At 38.7% G+C, this 23585-nt stretch carries 28 protein-coding genes; 19 read left to right on the top strand and 9 right to left on the bottom strand.

The window, feature by feature from the left end; genetic code table 11:
- Nucleotides 1-34 precede the first annotated feature (34 nt).
- Entirely contained in the window at nucleotides 35-490 is a 456-nt protein-coding gene (locus LIS78_RS14870; protein WP_252283915.1) for a DUF4385 domain-containing protein, read from the top strand.
- On the opposite strand, the gene LIS78_RS14865 is transcribed toward LIS78_RS14870, so the two are convergent.
- Nucleotides 491-1804, bottom strand: coding sequence for a hemolysin family protein (locus LIS78_RS14865; protein WP_252283914.1), 1314 nt, complete (start codon nucleotides 1802-1804; stop codon nucleotides 491-493). It lies immediately after the preceding gene.
- A 269-nt stretch (nucleotides 1805-2073) separates the two neighbouring features.
- Here LIS78_RS14865 and LIS78_RS14860 point away from each other — a divergent pair, with 269 nt between their 5' ends.
- Nucleotides 2074-4107 carry a Na+/H+ antiporter gene (locus LIS78_RS14860; protein WP_252283913.1) on the top strand — a complete coding sequence of 678 codons (2034 nt, stop codon included), beginning with the start codon at nucleotides 2074-2076 and terminating at the stop codon, nucleotides 4105-4107.
- A 61-nt stretch (nucleotides 4108-4168) separates the two neighbouring features.
- Here the strand turns inward: LIS78_RS14860 and LIS78_RS14855 are convergent, their stop codons facing one another.
- A complete protein-coding gene (locus tag LIS78_RS14855; RefSeq protein WP_195782886.1) occupies nucleotides 4169-4705 on the bottom strand; it encodes a histidine phosphatase family protein in 537 nt (178 codons plus the stop codon).
- A 263-nt stretch (nucleotides 4706-4968) separates the two neighbouring features.
- On the opposite strand from LIS78_RS14855, the gene LIS78_RS14850 reads away from it, so the two are divergent.
- On the top strand, nucleotides 4969-5850 hold the full coding sequence (locus tag LIS78_RS14850) for a M23 family metallopeptidase (RefSeq protein WP_252283912.1): 882 nt from the start codon (nucleotides 4969-4971) through the stop codon (nucleotides 5848-5850).
- 30 nt (nucleotides 5851-5880) lie between these two features.
- Here LIS78_RS14850 and LIS78_RS14845 read toward each other — a convergent pair whose 3' ends face one another.
- Complete coding sequence (locus LIS78_RS14845; protein ID WP_013057518.1) at nucleotides 5881-6339, bottom strand: hypothetical protein; 459 nt, start codon at nucleotides 6337-6339, stop codon at nucleotides 5881-5883.
- Nucleotides 6340-6494: 155 nt separating this feature from the next.
- On the opposite strand from LIS78_RS14845, the gene LIS78_RS14840 reads away from it, so the two are divergent.
- From LIS78_RS14840 to LIS78_RS14825, 4 genes are all read left to right on the top strand, one after another.
- Nucleotides 6495-7184, top strand: coding sequence for a GntR family transcriptional regulator (locus tag LIS78_RS14840; protein ID WP_286676970.1), 690 nt, complete (start codon nucleotides 6495-6497; stop codon nucleotides 7182-7184).
- Nucleotides 7185-7264: 80 nt separating this feature from the next.
- The gene (locus tag LIS78_RS14835; RefSeq protein ID WP_252283911.1) at nucleotides 7265-8296 is read left to right on the top strand and encodes a zinc-dependent alcohol dehydrogenase; all 1032 of its coding nucleotides are present in this window, start codon (nucleotides 7265-7267) and stop codon (nucleotides 8294-8296) included.
- The gene (locus LIS78_RS14830) at nucleotides 8293-9054 is read left to right on the top strand and encodes an SDR family oxidoreductase (protein WP_195782889.1); all 762 of its coding nucleotides are present in this window, start codon (nucleotides 8293-8295) and stop codon (nucleotides 9052-9054) included. The genes LIS78_RS14835 and LIS78_RS14830 overlap by 4 nt, the downstream gene beginning before the upstream one ends.
- 62 nt (nucleotides 9055-9116) lie before the next feature.
- Nucleotides 9117-9476, top strand: coding sequence for a hypothetical protein (locus tag LIS78_RS14825; RefSeq protein ID WP_195782890.1), 360 nt, complete (start codon nucleotides 9117-9119; stop codon nucleotides 9474-9476).
- Nucleotides 9477-9521: 45 nt separating this feature from the next.
- Here the strand turns inward: LIS78_RS14825 and LIS78_RS14820 are convergent, their stop codons facing one another.
- Nucleotides 9522-9752 carry a hypothetical protein gene (locus LIS78_RS14820; RefSeq protein ID WP_013057513.1) on the bottom strand — a complete coding sequence of 77 codons (231 nt, stop codon included), beginning with the start codon at nucleotides 9750-9752 and terminating at the stop codon, nucleotides 9522-9524.
- A gap of 263 nt (nucleotides 9753-10015) precedes the next feature.
- Between LIS78_RS14820 and LIS78_RS14815 the strand changes: the two genes are divergently transcribed.
- On the top strand, nucleotides 10016-10528 hold the full coding sequence (locus LIS78_RS14815; protein ID WP_252283910.1) for a P-loop NTPase family protein: 513 nt from the start codon (nucleotides 10016-10018) through the stop codon (nucleotides 10526-10528).
- Nucleotides 10529-10606: 78 nt separating this feature from the next.
- Here the strand turns inward: LIS78_RS14815 and LIS78_RS14810 are convergent, their stop codons facing one another.
- Together LIS78_RS14810 and LIS78_RS14805 are read right to left on the bottom strand one after the other, a co-directional pair.
- Nucleotides 10607-11278, bottom strand: a complete 672-nt coding sequence (locus LIS78_RS14810) for a VOC family protein (RefSeq protein WP_209149968.1) — start codon at nucleotides 11276-11278, stop codon at nucleotides 10607-10609.
- 39 nt (nucleotides 11279-11317) lie between these two features.
- Entirely contained in the window at nucleotides 11318-11719 is a 402-nt protein-coding gene (locus LIS78_RS14805) for a hypothetical protein (protein WP_252283909.1), read from the bottom strand.
- Between the two features lie 238 nt (nucleotides 11720-11957).
- On the opposite strand from LIS78_RS14805, the gene LIS78_RS14800 reads away from it, so the two are divergent.
- Nucleotides 11958-12395 carry a GNAT family N-acetyltransferase gene (locus LIS78_RS14800; RefSeq protein WP_252283908.1) on the top strand — a complete coding sequence of 146 codons (438 nt, stop codon included), beginning with the start codon at nucleotides 11958-11960 and terminating at the stop codon, nucleotides 12393-12395.
- Between the two features lie 113 nt (nucleotides 12396-12508).
- Here the strand turns inward: LIS78_RS14800 and LIS78_RS14795 are convergent, their stop codons facing one another.
- Both LIS78_RS14795 and LIS78_RS14790 read right to left on the bottom strand, forming a co-directional pair.
- Nucleotides 12509-13420 (bottom strand): DMT family transporter, encoded by a 912-nt coding sequence (locus LIS78_RS14795; protein WP_075420780.1) that lies wholly within the window; start codon nucleotides 13418-13420, stop codon nucleotides 12509-12511.
- A 167-nt stretch (nucleotides 13421-13587) separates the two neighbouring features.
- Nucleotides 13588-13734: a hypothetical protein gene (locus tag LIS78_RS14790; RefSeq protein ID WP_013057506.1), complete on the bottom strand. Its 147-nt coding sequence runs from the start codon at nucleotides 13732-13734 to the stop codon at nucleotides 13588-13590.
- A 220-nt stretch (nucleotides 13735-13954) separates the two neighbouring features.
- On the opposite strand from LIS78_RS14790, the gene LIS78_RS14785 reads away from it, so the two are divergent.
- The 3 genes from LIS78_RS14785 (at nucleotide 13955) to LIS78_RS31405 (ending at nucleotide 16372) form a co-directional block, all read left to right on the top strand.
- The gene (locus LIS78_RS14785) at nucleotides 13955-14845 is read left to right on the top strand and encodes a LysR family transcriptional regulator (protein WP_209149965.1); all 891 of its coding nucleotides are present in this window, start codon (nucleotides 13955-13957) and stop codon (nucleotides 14843-14845) included.
- Nucleotides 14846-14929: 84 nt separating this feature from the next.
- A complete protein-coding gene (locus tag LIS78_RS14780; RefSeq protein ID WP_252283907.1) occupies nucleotides 14930-16102 on the top strand; it encodes an iron-containing alcohol dehydrogenase in 1173 nt (390 codons plus the stop codon).
- A gap of 135 nt (nucleotides 16103-16237) precedes the next feature.
- The gene (locus tag LIS78_RS31405; RefSeq protein ID WP_286676924.1) at nucleotides 16238-16372 is read left to right on the top strand and encodes a hypothetical protein; all 135 of its coding nucleotides are present in this window, start codon (nucleotides 16238-16240) and stop codon (nucleotides 16370-16372) included.
- Between the two features lie 87 nt (nucleotides 16373-16459).
- Here the strand turns inward: LIS78_RS31405 and LIS78_RS14775 are convergent, their stop codons facing one another.
- Complete coding sequence (locus LIS78_RS14775) at nucleotides 16460-16792, bottom strand: hypothetical protein (RefSeq protein ID WP_252283906.1); 333 nt, start codon at nucleotides 16790-16792, stop codon at nucleotides 16460-16462.
- Nucleotides 16793-16992: 200 nt separating this feature from the next.
- Here LIS78_RS14775 and LIS78_RS14770 point away from each other — a divergent pair, with 200 nt between their 5' ends.
- The 7 genes from LIS78_RS14770 to LIS78_RS14740 all read left to right on the top strand — a co-directional run bounded on the left by LIS78_RS14770 (nucleotide 16993) and on the right by LIS78_RS14740 (nucleotide 23527).
- On the top strand, nucleotides 16993-18033 hold the full coding sequence (locus LIS78_RS14770) for an EAL domain-containing protein (RefSeq protein ID WP_252283905.1): 1041 nt from the start codon (nucleotides 16993-16995) through the stop codon (nucleotides 18031-18033).
- 172 nt (nucleotides 18034-18205) lie between these two features.
- A complete protein-coding gene (locus LIS78_RS14765) occupies nucleotides 18206-19450 on the top strand; it encodes a YeeE/YedE family protein (protein WP_252283904.1) in 1245 nt (414 codons plus the stop codon).
- A 311-nt stretch (nucleotides 19451-19761) separates the two neighbouring features.
- Complete coding sequence (locus LIS78_RS14760; protein WP_195782899.1) at nucleotides 19762-20868, top strand: CapA family protein; 1107 nt, start codon at nucleotides 19762-19764, stop codon at nucleotides 20866-20868.
- 91 nt (nucleotides 20869-20959) lie between these two features.
- Nucleotides 20960-21145: a DUF4083 family protein gene (locus tag LIS78_RS14755; RefSeq protein WP_209149961.1), complete on the top strand. Its 186-nt coding sequence runs from the start codon at nucleotides 20960-20962 to the stop codon at nucleotides 21143-21145.
- 100 nt (nucleotides 21146-21245) lie between these two features.
- A complete protein-coding gene (brfA, locus tag LIS78_RS14750) occupies nucleotides 21246-21479 on the top strand; it encodes a ribosome rescue factor BrfA (RefSeq protein WP_209149960.1) in 234 nt (77 codons plus the stop codon).
- A gap of 104 nt (nucleotides 21480-21583) precedes the next feature.
- Nucleotides 21584-22069, top strand: a complete 486-nt coding sequence (locus LIS78_RS14745; RefSeq protein WP_034651113.1) for a GNAT family N-acetyltransferase — start codon at nucleotides 21584-21586, stop codon at nucleotides 22067-22069.
- A 126-nt stretch (nucleotides 22070-22195) separates the two neighbouring features.
- On the top strand, nucleotides 22196-23527 hold the full coding sequence (locus LIS78_RS14740) for a TIGR00366 family protein (protein WP_252283903.1): 1332 nt from the start codon (nucleotides 22196-22198) through the stop codon (nucleotides 23525-23527).
- Nucleotides 23528-23585 lie beyond the last annotated feature (58 nt).

The raw sequence follows: 23585 nt of genomic DNA, 5'->3' as shown, positions 1-23585 counted from the left end.
GTAAAGGGTAGAGATCAAAAAGGAGGGGAGAGCCGTGGCATTTGATTATTCACTTGACTTTGAGCATATCGATTTTAGAAAACATCCTGAAAAGTATAGAGTAGGAAAAGGAGAACAAGGAGAACAAGGAGTTCTCCTTGTTGAGCCATATAAAAGTGAAATTCTTCCTCATTGGCGTTTTCGAACACCTGAAATTGCTGAGGAATCCGCGGACGCCATTTATCAGCTTTTTTTAACCTACAAAGAAAAAAGCGATTTTGTTGGAATGGACATGGCCCGGAAATTTCTCCAAATGGGATACACGCGATCCAGGCGCTACGCGAACTACAAAGGCGGAAAGAAATACAGCAAAGACGGAGAGCGTAACGAACGGCAAATTGATGAACAAAAAGCAGAATCGGCGGCTATTTTTATGAAAAAATGGAAGGAGGTACGAGAGAATAAAGAGTACTTGAAATTTAAAAAAGAGCATCAAAAAAAGTACGGATAATCAGCTGTTATCCGTACTTTTTTCCTTCGTTATTTCGATTCGTTTGATATGGTGATGTTCAATATCAATGACTTTAAATGAAAAACTTTCGTGTGTGATGCTATCACCTTTAGCCAGATCAAACTTTTCGGTGAGCATCCAGCCGCCAATGGTATCAACATCTTCTTGTTCAATATTTGTTCCGAGTAAATCATTCACTTCTTCGATTAACACCTTGGCGTCTAGCACGTAGTGATTTTCACTAATTTTGTGTACATCCGGTATTTCATCATCATCAAATTCATCACGAATTTCACCAACAATTTCTTCTAAAATGTCTTCTACCGTTACAAGCCCTGTTGTTCCTCCGTACTCGTCTATTAAGATGGCCATGTGAATTCTATCTTTTTGAATTTTAAGCAATAAGTCGTAAATGGCGATGGAATCAATGACTTGGATGATGGGTTTCATATACGTCTGTACGCTACGTGGTTTGATATCATCTTCTTTTATGTAATCAGCCAATATTTCCTTAATATTCACTAATCCCACCACTTGATCTTTGTTGCCATCTACAACTACTGGGTAGCGAGTATATTGCTCTACTCTAGCCATTTTTAAGAATTCTTCTATCGTTTCGTCTGCGGATACGCTAACAATTTCTGTACGAGGCACCATGATTTCCTTAGCCGTTCGGTTGTCAAATTCAAAAATATTATTCATGAACTTAAATTCTGATTGATTAATCTCACCGCTCTCATAGCTTTCAGATAAGATAATTCTAAGCTCTTCTTCACTGTGAGCCACTTCATTTTCAGAAGCTGGCTTCAGTCCAAATAATCCGACAACGCCTCTTGCTGAGTGGTTTAAAAGCCAAATAAACGGATAAAGTAACTTAGAAAAAAGAATAAGCGGACGGGAAAATAACAGCGTCACTTGTTCGGCTTTTTGAATCGCCACTGTTTTGGGCGCAAGTTCTCCAGCTACCACATTTAAAAATGTGACAATCGAAAAAGCAAGAACAAACGATATCACATGTGAAAGGGATGCAGCAAAAGGAAGCATATCAATAAGCGGCTCTAATAAATGCCCTACCGTAGGTTCACCTATCCAGCCTAGACCGAGCGCGGTAACCGTAATGCCCAGCTGTGTGGCTGAAAGATAGCCATCTAAATTTGATACTACTTTTTTTGCTGCTAAAGCGTTCCGGTTTCCTTCTTCAATTAACTGGTCGATTCTAGTGGACCGTACCCTGATGACGGCAAATTCCGTTGCAACAAAAAAGGCTGTTAATATGATTAATACAATGAATAAAATGACATTTACTGTTTCCAAATTTATCTCCTTACTCCGTTGAAACGGATAAGGGAACACCTCCCTTATAAAAGTTTGCTGAGCTGATTTATATGGTAAATAAAGAATATCATGTATACTGTTCCCTTAATGTCAGTAGAAATAAACTTACCGAAAAGAAAGAGCACTTTTTAATAACCTGCAACATTTTTTGGCAGAAAAAGCGTAAACTAAACACTATAAAATAAATGAAAAGAGATAACGTGATCCCTTTAAAAGGATGTAGATAGAAGTAGGAGTCGATTGTTTCTATGGAATTTTTTCTGACGATATTAGTCCTATTGGCTTTGATTGGTCTATCTAATATCATTAATCATTTTGTACCATTTATTCCTGTTCCATTAGTTCAAATAGCTTTGGGAGCAGGGCTTGCTATCTTGCCATTTGGCGGAGATGTACATTTAGAGCCTGAGTTATTTTTTATTTTATTTATTGCCCCGCTATTATTTAATGATGGGAAAAACGTGTCAAGAGCTGCTCTTTGGAAGCTTCGTACACCTATTTTATTACTAGCGCTGGGACTGGTTTTTGTAACCGTGGCAGTAGGGGGATATCTAATCAATTGGCTCATCCCTTCCATTCCGTTACCGGCGGCATTTGCACTAGCCGCTATTTTGTCCCCAACAGATGTAGTGGCTGTTGGAGCTATGGCGAGCCGAGTGAAGCTGCCTAAGCGAATTATGCATTTGCTTGAAGGCGAAGGGCTGATGAATGATGCCTCTGGTCTTGTAGCGTTTCAAGTAGCAGTAGCTGCTACCGTGACGGGCGTCTTTTCGATAGTAGATGCTACATTTCAGTTCCTTTGGGTAGCGCTGGGCGGTTTGTTTGTAGGAGCATTTATCGCTTTTCTGATTATCAGACTGCGTGTACTTGTTCGACGTTTAGGAATGGAAGATATTACGATTCATATGTTAATACAAATTCTAACTCCATTTGTTGTCTTCTACATTGCTGAACATTTTCATTTATCAGGAATCTTGGCAGTTGTAGCAGGCGGCATTGTGCATGCGATTGAGCGTGACCGAGAGGAATCACCTAACCAGCAGCTTAAAGTAGTATCAAAAAGTACTTGGACGGTTATTTTATATTTGTTAAATGGCTTGGTGTTTGTACTGCTTGGTCTGCAAATACCAAAGGTGGCGAAAGCAATTATTCAAGATCCAAACTTTAATAATGGACAAGTGCTTCTTTATATTTTGATTATTACTGTCTTTTTGCTTGTACTACGATTTATTTGGGTGATGGTGTCATGGTCAGTAGGCTGGTATTACAAAAATAACAAGCATCTAAAACCTGAGCCCCGGTCTATTGGCATTATTACGGTTTCAGGTGTACGGGGAGCTGTTACGTTAGCCGGAGCGTTTTCGATTCCATATACGCTTGATAACGGCAGTGATTTTCCGGAACGCTCTCTGATTATTTTTCTAGCAGCAGGCGTTATATTGTTAACCTTAGTTGCGGCAAGTATTCTTTTACCTGTCATTGCGAAAACAGAAAAGGCGCCGAAGAAGCCTGAGCGCAATACAAAAGAGGTTAAAGCACGCATTAAAGTGCACAAAGCTGCTATTCAGCGGTTAAAAAGAGAAATGACCGAGGAAAATCGTGGAGCAGCCCTTTCGTTAATTTCAACGTATAATACAACGATTAATAACATCATCGTTAAAACTCATCCTTTAGAAGCCTCTGAAAACAAACAGTATGAAGAAGAAATTCGATTGCTTGCTCTTCAGACCAAGGGGAAATTGGTGGAAAAGCTATTAAAAGAGGAAAAAATAGACCGTGAGACAGCGTATATTTGTTTGGAACATACGCACAAGCTTGAAATGGCTGTAACCAATCGTGTAAGGTACAAATTATTGGTGAGCTGGATGAGGTTTAAAAAAGTTTTATTATTACTAGTCCGAATTTTTTCACCGAATAAGCAGGCGTTAAGAAAACAAAGCTTGCGAAGAAGAAGCAAAGTGAACAAAGTACGTATTCAAATGATTGAAGAAGCGATAAAGGTCATTAAAGAAAATATGAACGAAGAAAATCGAATGATTTCACTTGCTATTATTAGTGAATACCATAGATCCATGGCAAGACTTAGAAAAGAGAGTACGGAGTACAATTCACGCAAACGTAAAAAAGCAACGAGAGATTTATGTTATAAAGCGTTTCATACTGAGCGGGAAACGGTGCAAGAGCTTTATGAAAAAGGAGAAATTACGCGTGAAATCGCTCATAATATCCGAAAAGATATCGCTTTGCGTGAAGCATTAACAATTGAAGAAAATGGTTATTAAAAAGTCGCAGGGACTGATCTCTGCGACTTTTTTTAGGAATGTTTTTCTAGTAAGCTTCATTCTATTGCTTTTCAAAAAGATAAAGCTTTCCATTAACAGCAATATCAAACCGAGGCCCTTTAAAGCCGCGTTTTATAAGTTCTTTACGCATAAACTTCATAATGCCTCCGTGGCTGACAATCAATAAATCGTCTTCTGACTCGGAAATAGCGCGATCTAGCACTGCTGCGACTTTTTTCTTAGTCTCAGCCATATCTTTACGAGCTTGTTTGTTGATGAGTCCGGACATGCGAAACAGTAATGCCCAGAGGATAAAAGGAAGTTTAAATTTTAATGGAATAATAGGCATAGGTATTTCTCTAAGTTCCGGAAGAAGAGTGATCTCTTGTTTATAAATATGCTTTGCCGTTTTGTGTGCTCGCGGCATATCGCTTGAAAAACAGCGTTTCCATTCGATATTATTCAATTCAGTCTCTCCATACGTAATATCTGATTCATCATATTCCTGAAACCAAGCCACTAGTTCATTGGTGGATAAGCGGTGGTTTTCTGGAAGACCTTTATTTACTTTGTAATGACGTACTAATGCTACTTTCATTGTGAACTCTCCTTAAAATCTAAGCGCCAAAAACACTTACTCGGCGCAGCTTGATTTTCTTATTTAACGTTATTTTCATCATGCTGCACCTCCTTTCAAATATTTGTAAAATAAGTATAAAATGGATTGAGAAAATTGTAAATACGGCATAGAAGAAGATTTTGAGGTAGAATAATTGGAAAATCAAACCTTTTTACAAGATAAAACGTATTACTTATAGATAATTCAAACAAATTGAAATACATATAAAAGGGTGGATTACAATGATGGATACAGAGAAAAAAGTGAACATCAGAGAAGAGTTTGGAACTTTATTTGCAGAAGGGAATTTTAAGAAGCTTTATGATTGTGTAAGCGAAGAATTTAAACATCAAGTTTCGCTTCAGCAATTTTTGGAGCAGAGCAAATTGTTTAATGAAGAAGAACAATTCTACAGACTAGAAACAAATCTCTATTTAACTCCTCAAATTGAGCAGTTTATTTGGTTAAATTCTACGCAGACAAAAGCCATCAGCGTTATGTTTGATGAACATAACATTATACAAGCACTTGTGATTGCTCCTATAGAATCATTTTCAGAGAGAGATCGATGGAGTACAAACAAATATACGATGCCGATTCAAAGTGAATGGTTTGTCTATTGGGGAGGAAAGCATGAGGTGTTGAACTATCACCATCCAGTCGAAAACCAAAGGTATGCGTATGATTTAGTCGTGCGAAAAGGAAAGCAAAGCTATAAAAATGATGGAATGAAAAACGAAGATTACTATGCCTATGGAAAAAAAGTTGTAGCTCCGCTAAAAGGGGTCGTCGTTTCAGCAGTTGATGGCCAAGAAGATAATGAAATTGGACACACGAATAAAAAAAATCCTTTAGGAAATCACGTTATCATTGAGCATGAAGGAAAAGAATACAGTGTGCTTGCACATTTGAAGAAAGGGTCGGTTTCTGTGAAAAAAGGAGGCGTGGTTCGTAAAGGAACGCTGCTCGGAAGGTGTGGAAATTCCGGGAATTCGTCAGAGCCACACATTCATTTTCACGTCATGGATGCTTCTGACATCGAAACTTCAAAAAGTTTGCGAATTCAGTTTCATACGGCTGTTGAACCGATTCGCGGAGATACGGTTATTCCATTTTTCTATTGATTAAAAAGCCATAGCGTTTGCTGTGGCTTTTTATGCAGGGCTTTCCTCAAATATAAAGTCAAGCAGCCGTTGAAACAAGTAAAGGATAATGGCTACGGTAGTCATGACAAGGAAAAGCCCAAAATGACTGATATCATACAGATTATAAAGCCCAATTTTAGCGAGAAAAGGAACAATAACATAACCATGAATCAAATCCAAAATAATGTTAACAATTATGTACAAGATAAACCCGGGATATGTAAGGTAAAAGACAAAGATAGTAATCACAATATGAAGGCAATAAATCGTTGCTCCCATACTAGTAAGAAAAAATACGTTTTCTTGAACCGTCCACCAGTGCATTTTTTCCGCTACTTGATAGGCGATTGTCATCATTAATGCAGCAAATAACCCTACAGTAAAAAATCGTTTAACACGCTGTTTATCAAGCAGTAGCAGTAAAAACCATGGAATAACAAGAATCCCCCATAATATAATTTGATTCATTCATCTTTCCACCTTTTATTTATCAGTAGTTCTTAGTGTAAGAAAGAATTGTAAAAATATACATTTGCAGAAAGAAAACGTTTACAATAAGGTTTCTTATCTATATACTAGTTCTTGAATACTTGTATACAAGTTGGTTAAGGAAGTGATGACACATTAAAAAGGTAACCTACCCGGAAAGATGGCTTCGCGGAGCCTCGCTAGGAGAACAAGTTGTAAGCAAATTGAGAATTCAAATTATGAGCGGCGAGGTGAAGAAAGGAACCATACTATCCGAAAATCAGTTGTCGGCAGAGTTTGGAATGAGTAGATCTCCTATAAGAGAAGCGCTGCGGACCCTTTCAAACGAAGGGCTCATTGACTTACAGCGAATGGGAGCAGTTGTTATTGGTTTAACAACTAGGGATTTACACGAGCTGTACGATGTTCGTCTGCTTTTAGAACATTTTGTCTTAGAACGTTTATCTGAAGTCAATCATGATTCGCTTATTAAAAAGCTTGAGCAAAGTATTGATCAAATGAATATGGCAGCTAAATACGATGACTATATAGAATTTGCTTATCAAGATTTGCGGTTTCATGAGCTCGTGATTATCGAAGCAAACCATAAGCGGATATTAAGATTATGGGAAAGCATCCGTGAAATTATTTTAGCCGCTCTTTTAATTACCACTGAAAAAAGATTTCGAGATGACAAAAAAGCTGTTATGCCACTGATTGAGCAGCATCATGAAATGATTAAGGCGTTAAAGTCCCAAAATATAAAACGTATTCAAGATGAAGTGAAACGTCATTTTAAAGATACGCGAAATACGATAACAGCTTCACTAGTGAATGAAGCATAAAAAAGGGGATAAAAGATCCAAAATGTTTTTGGACCTTTTTGTCTTTAACTTATCGACAAGTATACAAAGGGGATGGGGAAATGAAAGCGGGTGTCTACGTTTCAGAAACAAAAGCCGTCATGCAGCAGAAAGCGAAACCGGTCATAAAAGAAGGAGAAGCGCTTGTAAAGGTATCTCATGCTGGAATTTGCGGAACGGATATGATGATTTATTTTGGAAAACACCCTAGAGCACAAGCGCCACTCATTATGGGACATGAATTCAGCGGAGTTATAGAGGAGATCCAAGGGGAAACGGAATTTTCTCTAGGTGACCGCGTAGCAGTTGAACCTACGCTTAGCTGCGGAACATGCGAAGCCTGTGTAAGAGGACAGTTTCATGTTTGTAAGAAGTTAAAACTAATCGGCATTGATCAAGATGGAGGGTTCGCGCAGTACGTGGCTGTTCCAGTGAGCCGTCTTCACCTCTTGCCAAAGAAACTGTCTAGCGCACATGCAGCTCTTGCAGAACCTGTAGCGGTTGCCGTACATACAGTACGACGCTCGCGGTTGAAAGTAGGGGACCAAGCTGTCATTTTAGGGGCAGGACCTATTGGACTGCTGATCGGGATGATTGCGAAACGAGCAGGAGCAAAAAAAGTAATGATCTCAGATATTAGTTCTTATCGCTTAACTAAAGCGAAAGAACTTGGCTTTATACCAATTGATGCAGCGAAAAAAGACGTAGTAAAAGAAGTGCGTTTGCTTACGAATGATGTCGGTGCAGACGTTGTATTTGAAGTAGCAGGAAATCAAACTACAGCAAAACAAATGGTGGAAACAAGCCGTATCCAAGGAGAGATTGTTGTGGTGAGCGTATACAAAAACGCCCCAGAAGTGGATTTGGCAGCGATGCACTTTAAAGAAATTTCATTAACTACAACGAGATGTTATACAAAGGAAGATTTTCAGACGGCTATTGATTTACTGGCAAGCGGTGAAATATCAGCAGATTCTTTGATATCTCATAAGCTGCCGCTTGAAGATATTCAAGCGGGGTTTGATTTTATGCAGCGGCCTGATGAATCACTTAAAATTTTATTTGCACCAAACGGAGAGGAGAATGAACAATGACAGTAGATTTGTTTTCTTTAGATGGTAAAGTAGCAGCGATTACGGGAGCAACAAGAGGAATTGGAAGATCAATGGCGATTGCTTTGGCAGAAGCAGGTTCGGATATCGCTCTGCTGCAGCGATCAAAGGAATTTCTTGGAGTAAAAGAAGAAATTGAACGTCTCGGAAGAAAATGTTTTATTGTTAATTGTAATCTAGAAAACGCTTCTGAAGTAAGCGAAGCGATCTCATCGGTTGTTGCTTATTTTGGCAAGCTCGATATTTTAGTGAACAACGCGGGTATTCAAAGACGTTCACCTGCTGTAGACTTTGCAGAAGAAGATTGGGATGCTGTTATGAATGTTAATTTAAAAACCGTATGGTTGTTATGTCAGCAGGCGGGCCGCCAAATGCTTAAACAAGGAAGCGGAAAAATTATTAATATGGCATCTTTGCTTTCTTACCAAGGAGGTATTACCGTTCCCGCCTATGCTGCAGCAAAAGGCGGAGTTGCTCAGCTTACAAAGGCTTTATCTAATGAATGGGCAGCAAAGGGCGTAAATGTTAATGGAATTGTACCAGGGTATATTGCCACTGATATGAATGAAGCACTTATTAACGATGAAACGCGCAGCAGACAAATCATTGAACGTATTCCCGCAGGCAGATGGGGGCAAGCAGATGATTTTAAAGGGGCGATTGTCTTTTTAGCATCTGATGCATCTGCTTATATTCATGGGCATTTACTTGCTGTAGACGGAGGATGGCTAGGAAGATAACGCATGAATGAGCGAATTCTTTCATATCATGAACAAACTTAATTAAAAGGAGCGTTCGTGGTATGAAAAGGTGGATGTTAAATGTTGGTATTGCTGTCACAGTGCTTATAACTGCTTGGGCGGTGTATACAAAGCCTGAAGAGAAAGAGGTTTCGCTATTTTCTTACGATCAGCCTTCTATAGTTGTTCAAAAAGAAAGCACAGACTTTGAAAAAGCGTTAAAAGTTTTTTTGACGCAGCATGGCTTTCAAGAAGTTAGGGTGCTGAATAACTATGCGGAAGCTCAAATTCTGGTTCTTCTGCCCCGCCAACACCTTTCTTACCATAAAAAGAGAGAAATTCAGCAAATGGTAAATCAACTTGCCAAGCAGTATCACGTTAATCCTGATGTAGTTGATGTTCAGTTATATGAAAAAAAGTAAAAAGCCTTTTACCAAGGGAAATCCCCCTTGGCCAAAAGGCTTTTTTTACTCTTTTTTCTTCTCTTGTTCAGCTAGTTCTTCTTGTCTTTTAAAATGTGATTTTCCTAATGCATACACAAAACTAAAAAACAAAGGAAGTAAAATAGTCAGCAGCACAAGGCGGGTAAGCATATCGCCTAGATCATTTCTCGTTAAGTAAATATTAATAGCTGCAATGACAATATAAATAAAAATACCGAGGTTTCGTAAAAATCTCTTTAGCATAGATGCATTCATTTTTTTCACCTTACTTTTATATACTCACATTTAAGGTAAAGGAAACGATTAATAAAAGCAACCTATTTACTACAAAGCAAGAAGGAATATAGGAATTTATGATGAATGTTTATAGGTTGCCTGAAAATCACGGAAATAAAGATGCTAACATGAAACTGTTTTATAAAGCAGCCCGCTCCGAGTACACTGAGTGCACCGAGTCAGCTATAAACAGTTGCCTTCTCTTCAATCAGCTTTATTTCTTAAAAAGGTAAGGTGATGAGATGAAAAGAGTACTGGTAATGGGCGTTTCTCCAGGAGTAGGAAAGTCTACATTTGCCAAGAAATTAGGGAAAAAGCTTGATCTAGAAGTACATCATTTAGACAGCCTGTATTGGCAGCCTGGCTGGACGGAAAGAGACAATGATAGCTTTAGAGAATTGCAGGAGCACATTGTAAAAAAAGACAGCTGGATTATCGATGGGAACTACAGCAATTCGTATGACCTGCGAGTGAAGCGTGCAGATACCATTATTTATTTAGAGCTGCCGCTAATCGTTTGTGTGTACCGAGTAATAAAGCGGAGAATCGTATATGCAAGAAAAACGCGTGAAGATATGGCAAAAGGATGCCCTGAAAAAGTAGATTGCTCATTTTTTACGTTTATTCTTACTACGTATCGAGAGCGGCAAAAAAAGATGAGAAACCGGTTTGAAAAGCTTAGAAATGATGAGGATTGCAAGGTTTTTATGCTGATGAATAGAAAGGACATCGAGAACTATATACAAAACCTATAGGGGGAGTATGAGCTAAATTTTGAACAAAAATAGCCACGTAACAAGTTCGCTTGTTACGTGGCTTTATTGAAAAAACAATCATTCTTGCGTAATCTTCAACATTCCTTTTTCGTCGAGCGCAACTGTTAGAGAATGATTGACCTTTATCATTAATGGATGAACTTCAGAGTCGCGGTTCGAAAAAAACCACCGTCTTTTAGGCGTCCCTACAAGAAAAAACGCACTGCCGCTTCCTAAAAAGTTAAAGGTCTCGTTTAATAGCCTGTTGTTGCGCACGGTGATACCGGAGTTAATAAGCTGTGTCCCTACAGAGTGGACATGAGGAGTTGTCAAGTTGATTTCTCCTATGCTTAAAAGCGACTTAGAAGAAAAGGGGTTCTTGGATACCGGGCAGTCCGAATGTCTTGAAATGTATTCAACAATATTATGAGCAGGGTCTTCAAAATAAAACGAATGAGCATCAAATGCTTCAAAATAAATCTCATCTTTCTTCTCTTCTGTATTGAGGAAGACTCTCTGAGTAGCCCATTGCTTTGCTTCCATAAAGCGGTTTGCTGGAACATTAAAAGCAAAATGGTAAAAGGGCTTCGTATGTAGAGAACTTTCTTTAAAGGTTAGCTCACTTTCACCAACCTTGATGGAAAAAGAACGCGGTGAAGCGGCGGTTAATGGGAAATCGAGAGAATTTACATAAAAATCCTTCATTTCGTCCAGTAGATGAGTGTACAGGACAGCTTGATTAATAATCATAAACCATTCCTCCTCATTTAAGCGTTGTTTAAAACGGTATTATACAGATCTTTCGTTTTTCTCTTGAACGCTGCCTTTCCAGTAAAGCTGAAAAGAGCCTCTATGCTCCGAGCCTATAAAGTTAACGCGATATCTTTTCGTTTTTTCAGGTGTTAAATAAAGAGAGTTATTAGTCATTTCAAAGAAACGTGTATGTCTTGGATCTTCTACATACAGGGACAGGTCTCCGCTTTTGGTGTTTTTAGATAGCGTAAAAGCGTAGGTTACGCCTTTTTTGAGTTTAATGCTCCGGGAGTAGCGGCCTGTAAAGCTGTCGTATTCGCCAAAGAAAACCTCACTTCGTTCCTTTTTTATTTTGCCTCCTACAATTTGATTTTCCTGACCGTTAAAGTTAATAAGTAAAAAAGCGATAAGAACAATAAGAAAACTATATTTAAACATAAAAACCTCCATCTACTAAATTATAGATAGTTTTGGATTTCGTCAAATAGTGTTATAGTTTAAAAGGGAAAAATTAACAAAAACAGATTATCTTTTTGCATGTTACGTCTAACAGAAAGGAGAAAAGAATTGACTCAGCGTTTTTATTTTTTAGCAGCAAGTCAAGTAACCGCAAATTTAGGTTTTGTTCTTTATACAATGGCCGTCACTTATGAGAATCATCAGGCTAACGGATCTGATGGAGCATGATATAAAAGAGCTGTTAATAGAAAGCCAGGAGGAAGGCTTTTTCTTTCTTACAAGGCTAGTAGCGGAGTATAAAAACGGGCAAAACGTATTTAACAAAACGGGCGAAAGATTGTGGGGAGTTTACGGTGAACAAAACAAATTAATTGGCGTAGCCGGCCTTAATCGAAATCCTTACAGCCAGTATGCTAATGTTGGAAGAGTAAGGAGGTTTTATGTTTCAGCTCAATTTCGCAGAAAGGGTATAGGCAAACAACTTTTAAAAGGAGTCATTCACTATGCAGAGAATTATTACGACAGCCTCGTTCTCTATACAGATACTGACGAAGCGAAGTTATTTTATGAACGAAATGGCTTTCAATGCGTATACAATCAGCATAAAATCACTCATGAATATAAACTAAAAATCAATATACTAAATGTTCATTAATCAAACTAACGGGTGTTTAATTCAATTAGGGCATTAAAATAGTATACTAATAACGCTCAGAAAAAATCTGAGCGTTATTAGTTACCATGCATCAACCGAACCCGTTACTCTTTTTAGTTTGCTTTTTTAAGTTTAAGAGCTGTTTTAGGAGCAGGGCTTTTTTTAACAATATACAAACCGCTAAAAATAATAAGTCCTCCAAGCAGCTGCATAGCATTGATGGTCTCTCCAATGGCTACAGCAGCAAAAACAACGGCGAACAAAGGAATAACATACATGTAAACCATTACTTTTGTAGAGCCAATTTTTCCAATTCCTACATACCACATCACCAGCCCGTACACCGTCACGAACAAAATAGAATATGCCAGAGAGCTCCAGCTGCCTATATCTGTTGGCCAGATAAGCGTTTGATAGGTGAAAAGACAGTAGACAGTAAGCGGAATAGCTCCGATTAAAGCAGACCAGGCAGTCACTCGCAAAGCAGAATATTTTACGACTAAAGGTTTTGCTAAAATCGGGTACCAGCCCCAAGCAATGGCTGCCACAATCCCCATGATGTTTCCGAACCATGCAAGCTGCGACAGCGCATGACTAGAGTGACCAAACAGCAGTACAAACGCAGCCCCGAAAAAAGCAAGCACAGAGCCTAGCTGTGTTTTTAACGAAAAAGCTTCATGCTTATATAATATAGCTAAGATTCCTGTGAAAATAGGAGACATCGAAATAAGTAAAGAAGCATTTGTAGCTGTCGTATACTTAACAGATACCATAAACAGCGTTTGATAGAGCGTAACGCCTACTATACTGACCGCTATTAAACGTCCCCAGTCTTTTTTTTCGATACGAATGCCTCGCTCTATTATTCCTGTAATAAGTAAAAGAATAGGAGCAACCATTATAAAACGCAGTGCGCTAAATTGAATGGAAGACATATGAGCAACTCCAAATTTTCCGATTGTATAATTGGCTCCCCAAATTAACGCAACGGATAATAATATCCATTCCAGCCAGCCTTTTTTCATGTAATCACCTCGAGTAAGTATAGAAACTAAATAAGTGCGAATATCCTTAGTTACAAAGTATACAGGAAGAAATTATGTAAAAGGCCAGCCAATTCAGCTATTTTTATCTCATCCACTTGTTTTTAATACAAACAAAAAAGCAGCTGCATTAGCTGCGTTCACGACTGTTATCCGCATTGTTCTATCTCATCTAATCGCACAAGTTCGACTTTAAAAGCATGATCAATCGGTCGGATTTCACAGTATCCTGAATCATATACGTGAATCAGTACAAAGCGTTTTCCTTTATATAACACTTCTTTGTAGGCTGTCACGAGATACACCCTTTCTTTTCATAGGTTTGTTTTTCATTCTATGAACAAAAGGCGGCGTAATTGCCTAATATAAAAAGAATTTTTAAGGTTGATAAAATTGCTTGGCAAAACGAGTTCGCTTATACTGTACTGTGATTCTATTTGCGTATAAGTTCTGATTACTAGAACAGCTTTAGCGTATGGATAACGAAACAAAACAGCAGTACATAAGGAGCAGCATATGGATATTAACTATTTATATACATTCAAAGAAGTAGCGAAGTGGGGGAGCTATACACGAACGGGTGAGGAGTTAGGGTATGCTCAGTCAAGCGTTACCACTCATATAAAAAAATTAGAGGATCATTACGGTCAAAAGCTATTTGAACGAACAGGACAAAAAATGAAGCTGACTCAGCCTGGTGAAGAATTGCTTTATTATGTGAACCAAGTAACTGAGTTACTAAATGAAGCAAAAGAGCGCCTTACTACGAACGAAGATGCTAGAGGAACGGTTTCAATAGGAACCGTGGAGTCGCTGGCCGCTTATTTTATTACACCGTATGTTCGTGAATTAAAAAAGCAGCACCCTTCTCTAAAGATTATGCTAGAAGCGGGTTTATGTCCAAACTTAACACAAGGAATTATTGACGGAAAGTATGACGTAGCCGTTTTGCTTGATCGCCTTCAAACATCTTCAAGTTTAGAAGTGATTCCTATTCGAAAAGAAAACATGGTTATGATTGCTTCGCCATCCCATTCTTTTAGTGAAAGAAACAGCGTTGTAATGGAAGAGTTTGAGGGAGAGACCATCATTTTAACTGAGAGCGGCTGCCCTTATCGCACGCTTTTAGAAGAGATGATGCGCAGCAGCGGTATTCATATGCAATCGGTCATCTCATTTAGCAGTCTTGAAGCGATTAAACAGTGCGTAGCGGATAATTTAGGTATTGCCCTTGTACCGGAAATAGCGGTGAAACAAGAGATGGAAAGCGGAAAACTGATTAAAATCCCGTTTGACCACGAAGAATTTTATCTTTATTCACAGCTCATATTCAAAAAGAAAAAATGGCTGACGGCACCCATTCAACAATTTATTTCACTTGTTCAAGAAGGTTATCAAAAATATTGATAATAGGTATAGAGAATCTTCAATAATGATGAAGTTGTTTTCGTGATACACTTTTTATAAGACATGAAACTAGAGGTGTAGAACATGAATATATTTTTGCAACACAATCCTACAAAATTATACTTTGGAAAAAATCAAATTACGAAGCTATCGCAAGGGCTTGCTTCTTATCATAAACAAGTAAACGTTCTGTTAGTATACGGAGGAGGAAGTATCAAACGAAATGGCGTATACGACGAGGTGAAAGCTGAACTTCAGTCTATTAACGCAGTTGTTCACGAGCTTTCTGGTGTAGAACCTAACCCTCGTTTGACTACGGTAGCTAAAGGCGTTGACATATGTAAAAAAGAAAACATTGATTTTCTCTTAGCCGTTGGGGGAGGAAGTGTAATCGATTGTACAAAAGCTATTGCAGCTGGAGCCGTGTATGAAGGGAATACATGGGATTTAATTACACGTAAAGAAGAGATTACAGATGCTCTTCCTTTTGGAACGGTATTAACACTTGCAGCAACAGGATCTGAAATGAATTCAACTTCTGTTATAACAAATTGGGAAACAAAAGAAAAGCTCGGATGGACGTCTTCTCACGTATTTCCCGTCTTTTCTATCTTAGATCCGGCGTACACATTTTCAGTGCCGCGCGATCAAACCGTCTATGGAATTGTTGACAGTATGTCACATGCGCTTGAACACTATTTTCATCGCACGGAAAATACGCCGATGATTGACGGCTTTATTGAATCATTGCTAAGAACAGCTGTACAAGAAGGTCCTAAGCTTCTTAAAGACCTTACTTCTTATAAGTATCGTGAAACGATGATGTATATCAGCACGACGGCGTTTAACGGAAGCTTAGCAAACGGAACGGACGGGGGAGACTGGGCTACTCATCGTATTGAACATGCTCTGTCGGCCGTATATGATATTCCCCACGGAGGCGGTCTTGCTATCTTGTTCCCTAACTGGCTGGAGCATGTGCTAAAAGAAGATCCTTCTCGTGTAAGACAACTGGCTGTAAACGTATTTGGCATTGAACCCGCAGGAAAAACCGATGAAGAAATAGCAACGGAAGGAGCAAAAGCACTTCGCACTTTCTGGAATGACTTAGGAGCCCCGAACTGCTTGCGTGACTATGATATTGATGATAGTGAATTTGATGCTATTGTTGAAAAGACCTTTGTAAAACCAGGTGTTGGCACTTATAAAGAGCTTGACTATGCAAGCGTTCGAGATATTCTAGAAAGATCCAAATAAAAGAAGCAGTGACAAAAATATTTTCGTTGAAGGAAAATCCGAACTAGTTTGATTCTTGATGGAGAATCAAACTAGTTCGGATTTTTTCATTGGTATAGTGAATGTAAGTTTCATGTATGTAGGTGCTTCTAGCGGTTGATTGGAGGGCAAGGCGAAGACTCCTGCGGGAAAAGCAGAATAGGTGAGACCCCGCAGGAGCGGAAGCGACGAGGAGGCTCATCGGCCACCCGCGGAAAGCGAAGTCTTGCACGGAAATCAACCGCGGTGTAACAAGCGGTTCTACTAGCTCATTTATCCAATTTGTTCGTCTTTAGATTGAATTGATTTCGTTATGTCTCAATCTCTTTTTATTTATACTTAATAATCCATTAGAAAATAAAGAAAAAGAAAAAAGCACAGCAAGATGCATCCTGCTCCTACCGTTATTTCGGAAAAGCCTTGAATAAACGTATTTTTAGGACTACTTCCTTCGTTTTGCAGCTGAAATACACGTTTTCTTTTGCGTTCATGGACGATTACCAACGAACCAAAAGCAACCGATAATAATGTAAAGAGCGGCACCACGATTAAAAACAGCTTAATAGAATATGCCCAGTACGATATATACAGCATATAATACATTGCTCCGGTACTTAAGGCAAAGAGTATTAAAGAAAATAAAAACCACTTAGTAAAACGGTTTTTGCTCATGAATCATTCACTTCCTTATACAAGTTCTTCGTATAATCATCTAGACAATAAAAGCCGTCTATCATTTTACCAAAACTTTTCGGTGCATTCTATTTTAAAGGGAAAATAGGGTTTGCAAATTTCTTAAAAGTGGTATAGTTCCTAGAACTATCCATGTGTACATACAAAAAACTGATGATAAATGAGGGAGAAGATGAACTATGGGGTGCGACGCGTGTCTGCCAATTAGTAGAGGATATACGGTTTCTATTCAGAAACCAACCGATGTAAAGAAATTGGAAAAATACTTTAAAGATATTTCTCAAAATCAATGGAAGACTCTTGGAGAAGATATGTTCTGGATGAGAGAAGATATCTTTTGGGGTTTTATGGATTATGTTTATCAGCATTTAGACCCTCGGCATGTGTGGGCTGTAGAAGCCACGCCGCGGAGCCCGTTTGAAAACCTGCCGCGTATGGAGCCAATCACCGTTTTCCAAAAACTGAAAGATGCCTTGTGGATTGATGAGCTGATTGAAGACAAGCGAATTTGCTCATATTATCAGCCGATTGTATCGGTTGATCGCGAACAAGTGAACATCATTGGCCATGAAATTTTATCAAGAGGACTAGAAGAAGATGGAAGTATTATACCCCCTTTTAAAATGTTTGAAGCTGCTCAAATAAGAAATAAAACCTTCGCCCTTGACCGAGCTTGCCGCTTAGAAGCTGTAAAAAATGCCAGTATTATTGATCGTCAGCTGATTTTTATTAACTTTATTCCTACAGCAATATATAATCCCGAGCATTGCTTGGCATCTACATTTGCGTTAATTCAAGAATTGAATATAAAACCCGAGCAAATAGTATTTGAAGTTATTGAAACGGAGGATGTTCAAGATATTGAGCATTTAAAAAACATTTTGAATTATTATCGTTCCCACGGATTTAAATATGCTTTAGATGACGTAGGGGTGGTTGGTTATAACACGCTGAAGAGGCTTTTAGAAGTGGAGCCTGACGTGGTGAAGTTAGCATTTGAATTCACAAACGGAGTCAGTAAAAATGAGAAACAGAAAAAAGTGGCCCAAGAGATGTTAGCTATCACCCATAAAATGGGGGCGAAGGCTCTTGCGGAAGGGGTAGAGACAGAAGAAGATTTAAAATGCCTGATAGAGATGGGATATGATTTGTTTCAAGGGTATTATTTTGCAAAGCCTCATCCTACTCCGGTAAAAGAGATTCATTCTATTTACGTTTAGCAGCGAAAAGCAGAAGAATAGAAACTTCTGCTTTTTGTATGACTAAAGGTAAGAATATTTAAAAAATAAACAATTCACTTTCATTTTGCTAAACAGTTTACAGGAGAAGGGAAGTGCTATAAGATGATAAATATTAATTCTTAGTATTTCTATCAGAAAAGGAGTGGATGATTTGGCGCAAACGTTGCACTCATCATATAAATCAAAGCCCACTACTGTTGTAACAGAATTAAGCCCTATGCAAAAGCCATTATTTGCAGGAGGGGTTATAGCAGCAGTTATTTTACTTCTTGCGATTGTGCTCACGACTAATTGGACGCAAGGTGTTTTATTTATTATCGGTCTAGCGTTGGGGATGACGCTTCTATACGCACGTTTTGGCTTTACATCAGCATTTCGCCGACTTGTATCTGTCGGCAATGTTCAAGGGTTGCAAGCGCATATGCTTATGCTCGCGATTGCTTCAACGCTGTTTGCTATTATTTTAAGTACAGACTTTAGCTTTACAGGCGTAACGCCAAAAGGATATGTTTCACCTGTAGGAGTAAGCGTGATAGTTGGTTCGTTTATGTTTGGAATTGGCATGCAGCTAGGAAATGGATGTGCCTCAGGGACGCTGTATTCGTTAGGCGGCGGCTCTTCTTCTATGATTTTAACGCTTTTATCCTTTATTGTAGGTTCTATGTTCGGGGCATATCATTTGCCGTTTTGGCAAAAACAACCGTCGCTTCCGCCTATTTCACTAGCTGAATCTACAGGTCTTGGTTATTTTGGTGCTTGGATTGTACAGCTCATCGCGTTTGCAGCGATTTACTGGATTACGATTCAAATTGCCAAAAAGAAAAATCCGCCTATGATGAAACAGCTTCCTACTACAAAAGGGTGGAAGAAAATTATTCGCGGCTCTTGGCCTCTATTCACCGCAGCGATTGTGCTGGCTGTATTAAATGCATTGACGCTTGCTGTAAGAGGAAATCCTTGGGGAATTACCTCTGCTTTTGCTTTATGGGGCGGAAAAGCGATGATGGCAGCTGGGATAGATGTATCGAGCTGGGGATTTTTCCAAGGTGGGAATGGAGAAGCGCTAACGAAAAGTGTGCTAGCGGACTCTACCAGCGTGTTAAATTTTGGGATCATACTAGGCGCTTTCATTTCAGCAACGGCGCAAGGGACGTTTAAACCAGGAAAGATTAAGCCCGGCGTTGCAGGAGCAGCTGTTGTTGGGGGCCTTTTAATGGGATATGGTGCTCGACTTGCCTTTGGCTGTAATATTGGCGCTTACTTTGGCGGCATTGCTTCATTTAGTCTTCACGGATGGGTATGGATGGTTATGGCGATGCTTGGCACAGGCTTAGCACTATTTATCCGACCGTTATTTGGACTCAAAAACCCTAAATCTAATGATTCGATTTGTTAAGTTTAGATAAAACCTTCTTTGCATGAGCAAAGGAGGTTTTTTTAGGTGATGTTTGGAAATCGCTGTGCTATTTTGTAAATCACTTGAAGTTTATTACAGCTCATCAGTTTTCTCCGCAGCGTTTGCGCTACTTTTCTCTTAGCCAAAACCTCTTGTTCTAACCCAATAAGAATATAAAAACTTCCTTTTTTTATAAAAATTTCACTTATTTTGCCGATATAACAGGAAGATTGTATGTATTTGGCGAAATATGCATTAAACACCATGTCCAAACACAGTTATTAAAACGTAAAAAGGGGTTTTAACGTTACATGAACAAGTATTTAAGAAAAGCTGTTATTTATGGAAGTCTGTGTTTTTTACTGGGAGCATGCGGAGGAGCAGGAGAACAAACATCTTCTGAACCACAGAAAAAAGAAGAAACGGTAAAATCTAAAGAAGAAGCGACAAAAAAAGAAAAAAAAGAGGGTATTAATACAACCATTAAAATTAGCGCAGCGGGAGATTTTACTTTAGGAAATGATGAAAGCTTCAGCTATGATTCTACTTTTAATGACGTAGCGGCAAGAAATGGCCTTCCGTATTTTACGCAAAATGTAAAGTCGATTTTTGAACAAGATGATTTAACAACGGTTAATTTAGAAACGACGCTGACAACTGCGACCGAAAAAGCAAGTAAAACATTTCGTTTTAAAGGTGATCCTTCTTTTGTGAATATTTTAAAACAAGGAAGTATTGAAAACGTTAACTTAGCTAATAATCATACACGTGATTATTTACAGCAAGGATATGATGATACAAGAGAGAACTTAAAGAAAAGCGGAATAGGCTATTTTGGCTATGAAGATACATACATCACAACGGTAAAAGGAGTCAAAGTAGGATTGCTTGGATATCCGGGCTGGGATGACACAAAAGAAATAAGAAGCCAGATTAAAGACGGAATTAAGTCTTTAAAAGAAAAAGGCGCTAAAATTATCATTGTGCATTTTCACTGGGGATCTGAACGACACTATGTTCCTGATACAGCGCAGCAAGCATTGGCGAAATATACAATTGATAACGGAGCAGATTTGATTTTAGGTCATCATCCTCACGTTGTTCAAGGAATTGAAGAGTACAAAAATAAATTTATTGTCTATAGCTTAGGAAACTTTATGTTTGGCGGAAACAAAAATCCAAGTGATAAAGATACATTTGTATTTCAGCAGACGTTTACGATTAAAGATGGAAAGCTAACGACTAATAAAGACATCAACGTCATTCCATTCCGTATTTCTTCCACAACGGCGCGAAACGACTACCGACCTACGCCTTTAACAGGAGCGGAAAAGGATCGAGTGAAAAATAAACTGATCGATGTTTCCAATCAAATCAAACAGGAAAAGTGGACGGTTTACGATGAAGATAGTAAATGAAGCTCTCAGCACTGAGAGCTTTTTTTTATAAAATAAAGCGAAAAAACCAAAAAAATGATATAATGTAAAAAAATAGATAAAAGGTGGAATTATGGTTAATATAGGTGATATTATTTTTCAAATTCTTATGCTGCTTATCCTGATAGGAATAGCAGGGGTAATAATTGCATTTATTATAGGCTTAAAAAGATTGATTCAAAAGCAAGGAGTAAATGAAAAAAGGCTTCAGCGAATGGAACAAAAGTTAGATGATATGCTGAAAAATAAAGAGTCTTGACTATACAGAAGCACTGTCAATCTATCAGTGCTTCTGCACTTGACATTTTATAAAAAAGCAGTAAGATATGTATACATCATTTATATAGGGAGGAAGTTACATGGCAAAGTCAAAAGCAAAAAAAATGCGTGATAAAATGACGCGTGAAGGAAAGCGAAATCCAGAATTAAACCGCAGCCTATTTGTATTTGCAGACATGGAAACGCGCAAAACCAAAACAAAGAAGGAAAAACTTCAGCATCAGCAAACAAAACATAAAAAACGATTATCAGACGGAGCGTACAGTACCGGAGATGATCGTTTTTTTATTGCGTTTAATACATCTATAAAATGAAAAAAGAGCTTTTTGACTATCCATCTTCACTTTGCCCCAAACATTTTTACTGTAAACTTTCACAAAAAACCCTTATGATAGGAAAAGAAGGGGATGAACTAAGAATGCTTACTATTGAAAAAGTACCTAAAAGCCAAGCGGGCGTTTTGCAAAATTTGTATTCTCTTTATCTCCACGATTTATCTGCGTATACACCTTCTTTAGATATTCGCGAAGATGGAGCTTTCCATTTTGAAGAGCTGCCTCTGTTTTGGAAAGTAGAAGGCCTCTCGCCATACTTTATTAAAGTAGATGATAAGCTGACGGGCTTTTTTTTACTTCTTGAACAGCCCGCGCTTCAGCAAGAAGCAGATTACTGCATCAATGATTTTTTTATCTTAAACAAATACCGAGGGCAAGGCATCGCTTCTAAAACGGTAAAAGACATTTTCTCTCATCGAAAAGGAACGTATATGATTATTGAGCTTGCAGGCAATAAGCGGGCTATTTCATTTTGGAAACATATTTATGAAAGCTTACATATTTCCTTTCAAGAAAAGAAAATTGAACTTGACGGAGAGCCAACTCTTATTCAAACATTTAGTGTGTAAAACCCTTCTGAAAAACAGAAGGTTTTTTTATTAAACTAAATATTAACAATTTTCAACAAATTATGTATAATTAAAGATGCTTGTCGACATTTATTCACAGGAGTATTCCTGTAAAGGAGGAGTAAAATGAAAGCGTTATCTAATTTCTTTACGGCGCTTGTGCAGCGATTTTTACCTGATCCGTTTGTATTTGCTCTAATCCTGACGCTGATTTTATTTGTATCAGGTATTGTTTTTACTCCTCACGGGCCGATTGAAATGGTTCAGTTTTGGGGAAGCGGCTTTTGGAACCTTTTGGCATTTGCGATGCAAATGAGCTTAGTGCTTGTCACGGGACATGCGCTTGCTAGCTCGCCGCTTGTAAAGAAGTGGCTTGTGAACATAGCACTGTTAGCCAAAACTCCGGCGCAAGGGGTAATTCTTGTCACCCTCGGCGCAGCTATGGCCTGTATCATCAACTGGGGGTTTGGCTTAATTGTAGGTGCGCTGTTTGCCAAAGAAGTAGCGAAACGTGTGCCGGGATCTGATTATCGGTTTTTAATTGCCTGTGCTTACATAGGGTTTTTAACGTGGCACGGAGGTTTGTCAGGTTCCATTCCTCTTGTCGCTGCTACACCTGGAAACCCAATGGAAAAAACGGCTGGACTTATTCCGCTGTCAGACACGATTTTTACAGGCTACAACTTATTTATTACCCTCGGATTATTAATTGTCCTTCCTATTATGACAAGACTGATGATGCCGACGGGAAAAGAAGTGGTAGAAATTGATCCAAGACTATTGGCAGAAGATGAAATGGCTCCGGCTACAGTTGTTGAAACGACTTCTTCTAAGCCAACATTTGCTGTACGCATGGAGAACAGCAGGTTTTTAAGTCTGACGATTGCGCTTCTTGGGTATTCATATTTAATTTATTATTTTGCTACAAACGGTTTTAAAATGGATATTAACACAGTGAATTTATTGTTTTTTACAACGGGTATTTTGCTTCACCGCACGCCTTTATCGTATATGAATGCCATTTCTAATGCTGCGAAAGGAACCGCGGGGATTGTGATTCAGTTTCCATTTTACGCAGGTATACAAGGCATGATGGAGCTATCAGGCTTAGGCGGGAAGCTAACGAACGCATTTATCTCGATTTCAAATGAAACGACATTTCCATTTCTTGCGTTTTTAAGTTCCGGCGTTGTGAACTTTTTTGTTCCGTCAGGAGGAGGACACTGGGTTGTACAAGGACCTTTTATTATGCCGGCGGCTGAACAGCTCGGCGTAGATCCGGGAGTCGCTGCGATGGCTATTGCTTACGGAGAAGCGTGGATGAATATGGCACAGCCGTTTTGGGCCTTGCCTGCACTAGCTATCGCGGGACTCGGAGCACGAGATATAATGGGCTACTGCGTGACGACGTTAATTGTATCAGCCTTTATTTTTGCTATAGGACTAACGTTTTTCTAATAAGAAAAGGTCAGCTGAAAAGCTGACCTTTTTTCATTACTTTCTTCTTTCCAAGCGT

Source organism: Priestia megaterium (genome assembly GCF_023824195.1).
Taxonomy (GTDB): Bacteria; Bacillota; Bacilli; order Bacillales; family Bacillaceae_H; genus Priestia; species Priestia megaterium_D.
Note: the sequence above shows the minus strand (reverse complement) of the source record. Positions and strands in the feature narration are given on the sequence as shown.

Bases quoted from the DNA above. Each gene is read 5' to 3' on its own strand.
- LIS78_RS14825 (WP_195782890.1), top strand. From the start codon at position 9,117: ATGAAAAGGTGGATGTTAAATGTTGGTATTGCTGTCACAGTGCTTATA.
- LIS78_RS14755 (WP_209149961.1), top strand. From the start codon at position 20,960: ATGGTTAATATAGGTGATATTATTTTTCAAATTCTTATGCTGCTTATC.
- LIS78_RS14850 (WP_252283912.1), top strand. From the start codon at position 4,969: ATGATGGATACAGAGAAAAAAGTGAACATCAGAGAAGAGTTTGGAACT.
- LIS78_RS14820 (WP_013057513.1), bottom strand. From the start codon at position 9,752: ATGAATGCATCTATGCTAAAGAGATTTTTACGAAACCTCGGTATTTTT.
- LIS78_RS14780 (WP_252283907.1), top strand. From the start codon at position 14,930: ATGAATATATTTTTGCAACACAATCCTACAAAATTATACTTTGGAAAA.
- LIS78_RS14830 (WP_195782889.1), top strand. From the start codon at position 8,293: ATGACAGTAGATTTGTTTTCTTTAGATGGTAAAGTAGCAGCGATTACG.
- LIS78_RS14775 (WP_252283906.1), bottom strand. From the start codon at position 16,792: ATGAGCAAAAACCGTTTTACTAAGTGGTTTTTATTTTCTTTAATACTC.
- LIS78_RS14845 (WP_013057518.1), bottom strand. From the start codon at position 6,339: ATGAATCAAATTATATTATGGGGGATTCTTGTTATTCCATGGTTTTTA.
- LIS78_RS14740 (WP_252283903.1), top strand. From the start codon at position 22,196: ATGAAAGCGTTATCTAATTTCTTTACGGCGCTTGTGCAGCGATTTTTA.
- LIS78_RS14860 (WP_252283913.1), top strand. From the start codon at position 2,074: ATGGAATTTTTTCTGACGATATTAGTCCTATTGGCTTTGATTGGTCTA.
- LIS78_RS14835 (WP_252283911.1), top strand. From the start codon at position 7,265: ATGAAAGCGGGTGTCTACGTTTCAGAAACAAAAGCCGTCATGCAGCAG.
- LIS78_RS14810 (WP_209149968.1), bottom strand. From the start codon at position 11,278: ATGATTATTAATCAAGCTGTCCTGTACACTCATCTACTGGACGAAATG.
- brfA (WP_209149960.1), top strand. From the start codon at position 21,246: ATGGCAAAGTCAAAAGCAAAAAAAATGCGTGATAAAATGACGCGTGAA.
- LIS78_RS14785 (WP_209149965.1), top strand. From the start codon at position 13,955: ATGGATATTAACTATTTATATACATTCAAAGAAGTAGCGAAGTGGGGG.
- LIS78_RS14815 (WP_252283910.1), top strand. From the start codon at position 10,016: ATGAAAAGAGTACTGGTAATGGGCGTTTCTCCAGGAGTAGGAAAGTCT.
- LIS78_RS14745 (WP_034651113.1), top strand. From the start codon at position 21,584: ATGCTTACTATTGAAAAAGTACCTAAAAGCCAAGCGGGCGTTTTGCAA.
- LIS78_RS14805 (WP_252283909.1), bottom strand. From the start codon at position 11,719: ATGTTTAAATATAGTTTTCTTATTGTTCTTATCGCTTTTTTACTTATT.
- LIS78_RS14760 (WP_195782899.1), top strand. From the start codon at position 19,762: ATGAACAAGTATTTAAGAAAAGCTGTTATTTATGGAAGTCTGTGTTTT.
- LIS78_RS14855 (WP_195782886.1), bottom strand. From the start codon at position 4,705: ATGAAAGTAGCATTAGTACGTCATTACAAAGTAAATAAAGGTCTTCCA.
- LIS78_RS14795 (WP_075420780.1), bottom strand. From the start codon at position 13,420: ATGAAAAAAGGCTGGCTGGAATGGATATTATTATCCGTTGCGTTAATT.
- LIS78_RS14770 (WP_252283905.1), top strand. From the start codon at position 16,993: ATGGGGTGCGACGCGTGTCTGCCAATTAGTAGAGGATATACGGTTTCT.
- LIS78_RS14800 (WP_252283908.1), top strand. From the start codon at position 11,958: ATGGAGCATGATATAAAAGAGCTGTTAATAGAAAGCCAGGAGGAAGGC.